Raw genomic sequence first — 12,445 nt, forward strand, 5'->3', positions numbered from 1 at the left:
TGTTTATTATTAAACTCTAAACTCTAATCATTTGTTCTGGCAATACAGTTTTCCCTGCAATTAGAAAGGCTACGAAAAACAAACTCTAAAAGCTATCAATTTTAATAATGAATAGTAACTTTAATCAGTAATAATCGTATTGAGATCGCAGATGTTTTGCGCGGTCTCGCTGTGATGAGAGTTACTCTTTTACACTTTATTGAACGTTTCAATTCCTATTAATAGTACAAAGGAAAGTATTTCTATATTCCGAGAAAAATATAAGGTTATGGATTAAACAATCTCGTCAGTTCTGCTGCGAGGTTGTTTATTATCTGTATTAATCAATGTTTAAATAACCCTTGTTGTCAACTTTAATGAAATGCAAGGGGGATATATAGCTTGTAGCTGGATAAAGGTTCTATGTTATAAAACATAAAAAATGAGGCTGTAATCATGTTTGTGTATGTTTCTGTATATTAGTTTATTGTGGTTTTTGTGTAATTGTGTGTTCGCACACACGTTTTGATTTTAAGAAATATATGCCTTATTTTGTATCGCTTATATTTATATAACACTTGGTGACTATTAAAACTAAATATATAATACATGGTAACACGCAGAAATTTCTTAAAAACCGCTGCAATGACCTCTGCCGGTATTGCTGTAGGCACAATGAACCCATTGAATGCAGCAAGTTATAGCAGAGTAGCGGGAGCAAATCGCAAGGTGAATATTGCTTATATAGGTATAGGTAATAGAGGCGAACAGATAATCGATGACTTTGAAAAAACGGGCTTGGTGAATGTTGTTGCTCTATGTGATGTAGATATGGGCGCGAAGCATACTCAAAAAGTGATGGGTAGATATCCTAAAGCAAAGCAGTTTAAAGACTTTAGGGTGATGTTCGATAAAATAGCAAACGAGTTTGAAGCTGTTGCTATCGCTACACCGGATCATTCACATTTTCCTATCACAATGTTGGCTATGGCTAACGGAAAGCATGTGTATGTCGAAAAACCAATGGCTCGCACTTTCTATGAGGCAGAATTGATGATGAAAGCTGCCCGTAAATATCCGAATGTGGTGACTCAGGTAGGAAATCAGGGGCACTCTGAGGCTAATTACTTTCAATTCAAAGCTTGGCAGGAAGCAGGTATAATAAAAGATGTAACTTCAGTAGTGGCTCATATGAATAATCCTCGCAGATGGCATACATGGGATACTAATATCTATAAGCTGCCAGAGGCGCAACCGATTCCGTCGACACTAGACTGGATGACTTGGAATTGTGCAGTTCCGTACCATGATTATAACGAAAAATATCATTATGGTGAATGGCGTTGCTGGTACGATTTCGGTATGGGAGCTTTAGGTGACTGGGGTGCTCATATCTTGGATACTGTACATGAGTTTCTGGATTTAGGACTACCTTACGAAATTAATCCGGTGAAACTGACAGGGCACAATGACTATTTCTTCCCAACATCCTCTACAATTCAGTTTAAGTTTGGTCCGAGAGGTGAGATGCCGGCTTGTGATATAACCTGGTACGATGGTGTGGATAACCTTCCTCCAATCCCTGAAGGATATGGAGAGTCGGCCCTTGATCCTAATATTCCGGCATCCGGAGCAGGTGAAATAAAGAAAACGTCTCTCAATCCGGGAAAGATTGTTTATAGTAAAGACTTGATTTTCAAAGGAGCTTCACATGGCACTACACTTTCTATCATACCGGAAAGCAAGGCTAGGGATATGGCTTCTAAATTGCCGGAAGTACCGAAGAGCCCTTCAAATCATTTCGCAAACTTCTTACTGGCATGTACAGGAGTAGAAAAGACTCGCTCTCCGTTTGAAATTCATGGACCATTAAGTCAGGTTTTCTCTTTAGGGGTAATGGCTCAACGCTTGAATACGAAGTTCTATTTCGACAGCAGAACAAAACAAATAACAAATAATGCGTTTGCCAATGCAATGCTGACTGGAATTCCTCCACGCAAAGATTGGGAACAATATTATAAAATATAAAATTAAATATCATACATGAAGAAATATATATTAGCGGTTGCTATAAGTTTATTTACGATGTCTCTGTTTGCTCAAGATAATGTATTGACCGAACAAGAAACAAGAGATGGCTGGAAATTATTGTGGGATGGTAAAACAACAGAAGGATGGAAAGGAGCCCGAATTAGTACTTTCCCATCTAAGGGTTGGGTAATAGAGAATGGTATTTTGAAAGTACTGAAAAGCGGTGGCGGCGAATCAACGAATGGCGGCGATATCGTAACTACCCGTAAGTATAAGAATTTTATACTAAAAGTAGATTTTAAAATAACAGAGGGTGCAAACAGTGGAATAAAATATTTTGTGAATCCTGATTTAAATAAAGGTGAGGGTTCTGCAATCGGGTGTGAGTTTCAGGTACTTGACGACGAGAAACACCCGGATGCAAAGTTGGGAGTAAAAGGGAATAGAACATTAGGTTCTTTGTATGATCTGATTCCGGCATCGGCAGATAAACCTTTTATCAAGAATGGTTTTAATACTGCGACTGTTGTAGTTATTGACAATAAAGTTCAACATTGGTTGAATGGCGTTAAAATTGTTGAGTATGAGCGTAACAATCAGATGTGGAATGCGTTGGTTGCTTACAGTAAATACGCAAACTGGCCTAACTTTGGAAATGCTCCGGAAGGCAATATTTTACTACAGGATCATGGTGATGAAGTGTGGTTTAAAAATGTAAAAATTAAAGAACTGAAATAACAAACCTACTAATTATAAAGATTAAAGAGGTTGTGCCGAAAATATTTTTTATCTTCTGTCGCGTTTGGATGAAGTGAAACATCTCGTATCTCAATAGCCGAGATTCTCCATTACACTAAGAATGACAAGGCGGATAACGATAAAGTATTTTACTTTTGGTACAACCTCTTTTATATTATTTCTTGTTGAGTTTACTATGCTTAATTCCGTAGGTGAAATAAATAACAAAACCTATAACCATCCATATTATAAGTCTGAGCCAAGTATCGAAAGGTAGGGCAAGCATCTGTGACAGACATATCAAAACGCCTAATATAGGAATAAAAGGAACAAGAGGTGTTTTGAACGGACGCTCAACATCCGGACGTGTTTTGCGTAGGATTATTATTGATATACATACCAGCGTGAAAGCCATTAATGTTCCAATAGACACAAGCTCCCCGAGTACATTTATCGGTAGAAGCCCTGCTATAAGACCAACAGCAATACAGGTTACAATCGTTGAATTGTGAGGTGTACTATATTTAGGATGTACTTTCGAAAAGAATTTAGGTAGTAACCCATCTCTGGATATAGTATAGAATATACGTGATTGGGCAAGCATCATAACCAAAACAACAGAGCTTAATCCTGCTATGGCACCTATTTTGATTGGCATACGCAGCCACATAAGCCCTTCTCCTGCATTATCTATAGCCAGAGCGATGGGAGCAGGGACGCTCAATTCTTTGTAATTTACTATTCCTGTTAACACAATCGTTACCGCTATGTATAAGATGGTGCATATAAGTAATGATAGGAGGATTCCTTTGGGCATATCTTTTTGGGGATTCTTGGCTTCTTGTGCAGTAGTTGATACAGCATCAAATCCGATGTAAGCAAAGAAGATAACTCCTGCACCTCGAAATATTCCGCTCCAACCATAATGACCAAATTCTCCTGTATTTTGAGGAATGTAAGGTGTCCAGTTGGTGGTGTCTATAAATGATAGTCCGAACCCTATAAATAAGAGTATAACAACAACTTTAACGACAACTACAATGTTATTTAACGTAGCAGACTGGCTTATTCCCCGAATCAACAGTACAGACATGACTGCGACAACAAACATTGCCGGGAAATTTATAATGCTACCGGTTGTGACCCAACCTCCGGCGGAGGTGTGATCGAATGGAGCTAGGCGCATATTCATTGGTATATGCAATCCGAAGTCGTCGAGGAAACTCACAAAATAGCCCGACCACCCAACAGCTACAGTTCCGGCAGTGAACAGATACTCGAGTATTAGATCCCAGCCTATAAACCATGCGAAGAATTCTCCTAATGTAGAGTAGCTGTAAGAATAGGCGCTTCCTGCTACGGGAATCATCGATGCAAACTCCGCATAACAAAGTCCGGCCATTGCGCATCCTAATGCAGAAATGATGAAAGAAATTGTCAGGGCTGGGCCTGCATAATTTGCAGCGGCAGTTCCCGTAAGAACGAATATCCCGGTACCTATGATCGCTCCTATGCCTAAGGCGATTAAATGCCTGACCGATAAGGTCCTTTTCAATCCACCCTTTTCTTGGAGGGAATCTTTGAGTATGGATGCAATATCCTTCTTGCGGAGTAGTTGTTCTTTCATTAAGTTGTTATATTTTATGCGTGTTGACAAAAATAATAACTTTTTGAAATATTTTGTCTTAGTTGTGTGTCAAAATGATTTTAAATATTAAAATTAAATTTCTTAAAGGCGTGGATTGATGCTAAGAGTGATTGTGCGAATCACCCCTTCTGCACAATGCCTTACTTATTATTCAGCTTACTATGCTTAATGCCATAAGTGAAATATATAATGAAACCAAGAATAGTCCAACCGATCATTCTTTCCCATGTACTCCAAGGTAGAGATACCATTTGTATTATACATATAGCAGCACCTAAGAGTGGAACAAATGGTACAAGTGGTGTTTTGAATGGACGCTTTAGGTCTGGCTGAGTTTTACGTAGTATGACAATTGATATACAAACTATAGTGAATGCCATTAACGTACCGATTGATACCAATTCGCTGAGTACATGCAATGGAAATAGACCCGCTATTAACCCTGTTACAATACTGGCGAATATGGTTGCATTATGAGGAACGCCATGTTTAGGACTTACTTTGGAGAAGATACTTGGCAATAATCCATCTTTTGAAATAGCATAATATATTCGTGATTGTCCTAACATCATAACTAAGATTACGGAACTAAGTCCGGCAATAGCTCCAAGCTTAATAAAGGGACTCAGCCATGCCAAACCTTCACCTGCACGGTCGATTGCTAATGCGATGGGCGCATCTACGTTGAGGTCTTTATAATTTACTATTCCTGTCAATACTGTTGTTACACCAATATAAAGAACAGCACAGATAAGTAATGATATGAGGATACCTTTTGGCATATCTTTTTGAGGATTACGGGCCTCTCCCGCAGCAGTAGACAGGGCATCGAAACCTAAATATGCATAAAAAACAACAGCAGCCCCACGAAGGATTCCTGTCCATCCGAAGTTTCCATACCCTCCTGTATTTTCAGGGATATATGGCACCCAGTTGCTTGTGTCGATATATGATAAACCAAAACCTATGAATAATAGAATAACACCGACTTTTATAACTACAATGACATTGTTGACAAGAGCTGATTGCTTTATGCCTCCTATAAGAAATGCGGAAACTATGGCTACGATAAATACTGCAGGAAAATTGATAATTTTCCCTGTCCACACCCAACTTCCGTCTTTCAGGTGATCGAAAGTGGCTCCTGCTATTTGCTCGGGAAAATGTATTCCCCATTCATTTAATAAGCTGAGCATGTAACCAGACCATCCCACAGCAACGCTGGAGCATGCAAAAAGATATTCAAGAACTAAAATCCAACCTACAAACCAAGCTAATACTTCGCCCATTGTAGTATAGCTGTAGGAATACACTCCTCCTGATACCGGTATCATTGCGGCAAACTCAGCATAGCATAAACCAGCCATAACACATCCCAGTGCTGATATAACAAAAGAAATAGTTAGAGCCGGACCCGCATACATTGAAGCTGCCTGACCGGTAATAACAAAAATCCCTGTGCCTACAATGGCTCCGATTCCTAAGGTTATAAGGTTGGTGGCAGTCAGACTTCTTCTAAGCCCTTCTTTGTTTTCTGAAGGCTCTCCAAGTATAACTGAAATGTCTTTTTTCTTGAATAATCTATCGAGCATAATTTAGATTTTGTGCAAAAGTAAGGAAAATGAAATAATTATCTTGTTAATCGAGGTTTTTTAGATAAAAAAGAAATATTTTTTGATAATTTTACGTTCTAGTGACATACATCGAACAAGAAAAGTAGAACACTAAAATAGTAAATGTTGATTTAGGAATTAATCATCACTAAAGAATCTTGATAAAGGTTGACTTGTTCTATAATTTTCATAAGTGAGATATATAACTAGAAAGAAGATTATAAAGACTATATAAAGAAACACTATAATAAATAAGTATATGAAAATATCGATTATAGGCGGAGGAAACATGGGTGGAGCTATTGCTCGGGGATTGTCTACCGGCTTACTCTTTAAACCTGAGGACATAACGGTCATTACGAAGACTTCGGCTTCCGCAACTCGGATGAAAGACTCGGCAGAACGCTTAAATGTAGTCGCAAGTGAGTACGATTCATTAGATACAGCCGATATTGTAATTGTTGCAGTTAAACCATGGCTTATAGAGGAAGTATTGTTACAAAACAAAGATAGATTGAAAAATCCAACTCAGGTATTGGTGTCTGTTGCTTCCGGTATTTCATTGGAGCAGTTAGCGAGTTGGTCGGTAGTCGGGAAAAGCATCTTTCGGGTAATGCCAAATACAGCGATTGCCGAAAAACAAAGTATGACTTTTGTCTCTACTCTGAATGCTCAAAAAGAAGATATAGCTCAGATTGTAGATATATTTAATGAATTAGGAAAAACAGAATTAATCGATGAAAAGCTATTGCCTGCAGCAACATCCTTAGCATCGTGCGGTATAGCCTACGCGTTTCGTTATATTAGAGCGGCGATGGAAGGTGGCGTAGAAATGGGTTTGTATCCAAATCAGGCTAAAGAAATAGTAATGCAAACATTGTTGGGCGCGGTGACGTTGCTTGAGGCAAATGGCTCCCATCCTGAAGCTGAGATTGATAAGGTAACCACAGCCGGAGGTATAACAATAAAGGGGCTTAATGAAATGGAGCATGCAGGGTTTACATCATCGGTTATCAAAGGATTGAAAGCAAGTAATGTAAAGTGATATATACTCCGGATGATATAGAGTCTTACTCAAAATAGTAAGACTTTTTTTATACATATAAATCACTCGATAGCCTGATTGTATTTGTGTTTTACGCATAGATTATTCTATCATAATAAAAAATAAAAAGTAAAATCGGCGATACTGATTTCACTTATATATATTATCTTTACGAATTCGTACTAGGCTACTTTTCGATATAAATAGCCGTACTAAGAGATTGGTAAAAGGGCATATTGTTGTCATATTTAACAAAAAAATGCTAGCCTATCTCTCTTGAGACAGAAGAAAGAAAAACTATATATAATGATTTACAAATGGAATTACGAAGCCCTAACAACCCAGCAAAAAGAGCAGAGAGATGAGCTTGCTAAGAAATTAGGCATAAGCCCTGTTCTTTGCCAGCTCTTGATTCAGAGAGGGATATCTTCTGCCGAAGAGGCCCGTAAGTTTTTTCATCCTAGTTTGAGAGACTTGCATGACCCCTTCTTGTTGCCTGATATGGATAAGGCTATAAAGAGAATAGAAAAGGCATTGGGACAAAAACAACGTATACTTATATACGGAGATTACGATGTAGATGGAACAACTGCGGTTGCTCTTGTTTATAAGTTCCTTCGGAAGTTTACTACCAATCTGGATTATTATATTCCCGACCGTTACGATGAAGGTTATGGGATATCCGAACAAGGTATAGACTATGCAGAGGAAACAGGTGTTAAGTTGATCATTGCGCTCGACTGCGGTATAAAGGCAAATGAGAAAATAGACTATGCTAAAAGCAAGGGGATCGATTTTATCATTGGTGATCACCACATGCCCGATGATGTCCTGCCCGATGCAGTAGCGGTAATAGATGCCAAACGCTTAGACTCTACGTATCCTTACGAACATCTTTCGGGATGCGGTGTTGGTTTCAAACTTGTACAGGCATTGGCTCAGAGTAATAAAATCGATTTTTCTGAAATTACGGATTTGCTTGATCTTGTAGCAGTAAGTGTGGCATCCGATATTGTACCTATTACAGGAGAAAATAGGGTGCTTACCTATTTTGGATTGAAACAGATAAACTCTAATCCCAGTTTAGGGTTGAAAGGTATAATAGATATTTGCGGCTTAACATATAAGAATATTACAGTCAATGATATAATTTTCAAGATCGGACCACGCATCAATGCTTCGGGACGTATGATGAAAGGAAAAGAAGCTGTAGATTTACTTTTGTCGAGCACGATAGAAGATGCTCGTGAAAAAAGTATGAATATAGACCATTATAATGATGATCGCCGCGAGCTCGATAAACGAATTACTGAAGAAGCAATACAGTTTATCGATGAAAATGTAGATATGAAAGAGAAGAAAAGTATCGTTATCTACAACGAAACATGGCATAAGGGTGTTATCGGGATTGTCGCTTCACGTTTGACCGAAAAATATTTACGACCGGCTGTTGTTCTTACCAAGTCTCAAGGGTTAATTACCGGCTCAGCCCGTTCGGTAATGGGGTTTGATGTTTATAAGGCAATTGAAGCCTGCAAAGATATTTTAGAAAACTTTGGAGGCCATACCTATGCTGCAGGATTATCATTGAAAGAAGAAAATTTAAAGGAATTCAAGAGCCGTTTCGAAGCTCTTTCTCTCGAGATGATAGCTCCCGAGATGATGAGACCTCAGATACGTGTTGATGCCGAACTCTCGTTCAAAGAAATAAATCAGAAGTTTACCGAAGATTTGGCTGCTTTTGCTCCTTTTGGTCCTGAAAACCTGAATCCTATATTTGTGACATGCAATGTAATGGATTATGGTACAAGTAAATTGGTAGGAAAAGATAATGTTCATCTCAAGCTTGAAATGATAGACGATACGCTGTCGACACCTGTTAATGGGATTGCTTTCAGGCAACAGGATAGTTCAGATAAGGTTAAAAGTGGTAAGCCTTTTGATATATGTTATACATTGGAAGAAAATACGCATAATGGCAAGACTAATATTCAGCTTTATGTGAAAGATATTGATACCGGACAATTTTGCTAACTTCAAAATTATAAGCTTATGAGGAAATCATTATTATCAATATTCGTATTAACTACAGTTTTATTCGTTTCTTGTGGTAATAAATCTACAGCAAATTCAGCTGTAGCGTCAACCGATTCATTAAGCATGGATACTCAACCCGAATATATTAAAGCGGATGTATACGAAACCAGTGCAGGGCCTTTGAAAGTGACTCTGGTTGGTCATGCCTCACTTATGTTCGAGTTTGCAGGGAAAATAATTCATATAGATCCGTACTCAAAAGTGGCAGACTATTCCAAGTTGCCTAAGGCCGATTTGATACTGCTCACTCACGAGCACGGAGATCACCTCGATAGTGCAGCTATTGCTGCCGTGAAAAAAGCAGATACACATTTTATTGTATCTAAGGTATGTAATGAAATCCTTAAATACGGTGATGTAATCAATAATGGTGATCATGTGCACTGGGCTAATCTTCATATAGATGCTGTGCCTGCATATAACATCGTCAATAAAAAGCCGGATGGAGAAGCCTATCATCCAAAAGGCAGAGGAAACGGATACATTATAGCATTCGGAGATAAAAGAGTATATGTAGCAGGAGATACCGAAAATATCCCTGAAATGGATAAGTTGAAAGGTACGATAGATATCGCTTTCTTACCCAAAAACCTTCCTTATACAATGAATGACGATATGTTTATTGATGCTGCTAAAAAAGTGCAACCGAAAGTTCTTTACCCTTATCACATGTCAGAATTTGATCAGGGAAAAATAGGCAAAGCCTTGGATGGTACTAATATAAAATTAGAGATTCGTCCAATGAAAAACTAATATAGGAATAAACTGAATTTAATGTGCCAATATGCCAATATTATAATCAAATTGGGATGTTGGCATATTTATTAATAGGTTTTTAGAATGGATATATATCACAAAATATTAAAGCAATATTGGGGTTACGATGAGTTTCGTCCATTACAGGAAGATATTATCCATTCCGTTAGCCAAGGGAAAGATACATTGGGGCTTATGCCCACAGGAGGAGGAAAATCTCTAACTTTTCAGGTGCCGGCAATGGCTATGGAGGGTATTTGTATTGTTGTTACCCCGCTCATTGCATTGATGAAAGACCAGGTGGATAATCTTCGTGAAAGAGGAATCAAAGCCTTGGCTGTATATTCGGGAATGACTCGCCAGGAGATTATTACTACACTCGAGAATGCTGTGTTTGGTGATTATAAGTTTCTATATGTATCACCTGAAAGGCTTGCCACGCAACTTTTTCTTAGTAAGCTTCAACATATGAATGTCTGCTTACTTGTAGTCGATGAATCGCATTGTATCTCTCAATGGGGGTATGATTTCCGCCCGTCTTATCTGCGGATAGTAGAGGTACGTCAGCATATACCCGAAGTGCCGATATTGGCTCTTACTGCGACTGCAACCGCTGATGTGATCGATGATATTCAGGAGCAGCTTCACTTTAAGGAAAAAAATGTCTTCCGAAAAAGTTTCGAGCGTAAGAATTTGGCATATATCGTTCGTAGCACAGAGGGAAAACAAGAAGAGCTAGTTCGAATTCTCGAAAAAATAAGAGGGTCTACCATTGTATATGTCCGTAGCAGGCAGCGAACGAAAGAGATATCTGATGTTTTAATTAAAAATGGTTTTTCATCCGATTTTTATCATGCAGGATTGAATGCTTCAGATAAAATACGCAAGCAAAATGCATGGAAAAATAATGAGAGCAGAATAATAGTTTGTACAAATGCCTTTGGAATGGGGATTGATAAGCCCGATGTTCGTTTGGTTGTGCATACCGATCTACCTAACTCTATAGAAGAATATTTTCAGGAAGCGGGACGTGGAGGACGTGATGGAGAAAAGTCTTATGCGGTTATACTGTACGATAGAAATGATAGTGCTAAACTCAAAAAACGTATAAGAGACGAATTTCCTGAAAGGGAGTTTATCTTTCACGTGTATCAATCTTTAGCTTATTTTTTTCAAATAGCAGAAGGTTATGGAACAGGTATGATTTATGATTTTAATATCCATCAATTCTGTTCGGTGTATAAGTTGCCGATATTACCTGTGCATAATGCTTTAAAAATTCTTGATCTTGCCGGTTATATTGAATATACAGATGAAGTAGATAATCGTTCTAGGCTCATGTTTGCTGTGTATCGGGACGATTTATACCATTATAATTTTGATAAGGAATATGATGAATTAGTAAACACAATATTGCGACTTTATACAGGACTTTTTACTAATTATGCAACTATAAATGAGGCTGAAATAGCTTTAAGGATGGATAAGTCGCGGAATGCAGTTTATGAAATGCTCAAAGTGTTAGATAAAAGAAATATTATTGATTTTATACCTCATAAAAAAACTCCACTGATTGCTTATACCCAGCCTCGTATAGATGTTAAGTATCTTAATATTCCCAGAATAGTGAACGAAGATCGTCGATTTCGCTTCGAGAAACGCATAGAGGCGATTAGTCATTATGCAGAACAAAATGAAATATGTCGAAGCCGGATCTTACTCTCTTATTTTGGTGAAAAGAAAATAAATGATTGCGGGCAGTGTGATATATGCTTGGCTAAGAATGGTTCGGGGCTAAATAATAAGACGTTTAACGAAATAGCTCAGGCTGTAAAAGGTTTGATAAAGAGTGATTTATTGTCTGTCGATCATATTATATCTTCTTTGTCTGAATATAATCAAAAAGACATCTTGGATACCATTCGCTTTTTAGTTGATCGTGGTGAATTGAAAATGATATCAGGTAAAGTACGTGTAATAAACGCCTAACACTTATCTTATAACTTACAACTTTATATTATCTTTACAGGATTATCGTTTTACTTTAAAAAAAACGTCATTTTGTTATGGATAAATATGAGGATTTGAGAATATTGGAAGATCTAAGATCGAAAGGAGCCATATCAGAAGAAGAATATCAAAGGGAAAAGGATAAGATCCTGAATTCCTCTTTTAGTGGCCAAACGAAAAATTCACTCGGTATGGAAGAAAATACATACTTGATGTTGATGCACCTTTCTCAGTTTGCCGGATTCATTATTGCCGGACTGGGTTTTGTTATACCAATTGTGATGTGGCTCGTTAATGCAGATAAAAGTGAGGCTGTAAGCAGGCATGGCAAGAATATCGCCAACTTTATGTTGAGTATGCTTATCTATATAGTTATATCAATCATACTCTGTCTCGTTCTTATTGGTATACCTATGCTTATCGCTTTAGGAATAATTGAGATTGTGTTCATTATTATTGCTGCTGTAAAAGCCAATAATGGAGAGTATTGGAAATATCCTCTAAGTATACCGTTTTTTACCTGATATA

Annotated in this window: 8 protein-coding genes and 1 pseudogene; 7 read left to right on the forward strand and 2 right to left on the reverse strand. The window is 37.8% G+C overall.

All coding sequences use genetic code 11. The features are described 5' to 3' along the window. Positions 1 to 588 precede the first annotated feature (588 nt). On the forward strand, positions 589 to 2,007 hold the full coding sequence (locus HMPREF9456_RS06165; protein WP_006842624.1) for a Gfo/Idh/MocA family oxidoreductase: 1,419 nt from the start codon (positions 589 to 591) through the stop codon (positions 2,005 to 2,007). 102 nt (positions 2,008 to 2,109) lie between these two features. Next, positions 2,110 to 2,748, forward strand: a pseudogene (locus HMPREF9456_RS06170) (3-keto-disaccharide hydrolase); the annotation flags it as partial. 175 nt (positions 2,749 to 2,923) lie between these two features. On the opposite strand, the gene HMPREF9456_RS06175 reads toward HMPREF9456_RS06170, so the two are convergent. After that, positions 2,924 to 4,375, reverse strand: coding sequence for an amino acid permease (locus HMPREF9456_RS06175; protein ID WP_006842626.1), 1,452 nt, complete (start codon positions 4,373 to 4,375; stop codon positions 2,924 to 2,926). A gap of 161 nt (positions 4,376 to 4,536) precedes the next feature. Further along, positions 4,537 to 5,988: an amino acid permease gene (locus HMPREF9456_RS06180; RefSeq protein WP_006842627.1), complete on the reverse strand. Its 1,452-nt coding sequence runs from the start codon at positions 5,986 to 5,988 to the stop codon at positions 4,537 to 4,539. 280 nt (positions 5,989 to 6,268) lie between these two features. Between HMPREF9456_RS06180 and proC the strand changes: the two genes are divergently transcribed. From proC to HMPREF9456_RS06205, 5 genes are all read left to right on the forward strand, one after another. Further along, positions 6,269 to 7,054, forward strand: a complete 786-nt coding sequence (proC, locus tag HMPREF9456_RS06185) for a pyrroline-5-carboxylate reductase (RefSeq protein WP_006842628.1) — start codon at positions 6,269 to 6,271, stop codon at positions 7,052 to 7,054. A 306-nt stretch (positions 7,055 to 7,360) separates the two neighbouring features. Then, the gene (gene recJ / locus HMPREF9456_RS06190) at positions 7,361 to 9,088 is read left to right on the forward strand and encodes a single-stranded-DNA-specific exonuclease RecJ (RefSeq protein ID WP_006842629.1); all 1,728 of its coding nucleotides are present in this window, start codon (positions 7,361 to 7,363) and stop codon (positions 9,086 to 9,088) included. Positions 9,089 to 9,106: 18 nt separating this feature from the next. Next, on the forward strand, positions 9,107 to 9,904 hold the full coding sequence (locus tag HMPREF9456_RS06195; RefSeq protein ID WP_006842630.1) for an MBL fold metallo-hydrolase: 798 nt from the start codon (positions 9,107 to 9,109) through the stop codon (positions 9,902 to 9,904). An 87-nt stretch (positions 9,905 to 9,991) separates the two neighbouring features. Beyond that, on the forward strand, positions 9,992 to 11,896 hold the full coding sequence (locus HMPREF9456_RS06200; RefSeq protein WP_006842631.1) for a RecQ family ATP-dependent DNA helicase: 1,905 nt from the start codon (positions 9,992 to 9,994) through the stop codon (positions 11,894 to 11,896). Between the two features lie 77 nt (positions 11,897 to 11,973). Continuing rightward, positions 11,974 to 12,441, forward strand: a complete 468-nt coding sequence (locus HMPREF9456_RS06205) for a magnetosome magnetite crystal formation protein family (RefSeq protein WP_006842632.1) — start codon at positions 11,974 to 11,976, stop codon at positions 12,439 to 12,441. Positions 12,442 to 12,445 lie beyond the last annotated feature (4 nt).

The organism is Dysgonomonas mossii DSM 22836, from assembly GCF_000213575.1.
Taxonomy (GTDB): Bacteria; Bacteroidota; Bacteroidia; order Bacteroidales; family Dysgonomonadaceae; genus Dysgonomonas; species Dysgonomonas mossii.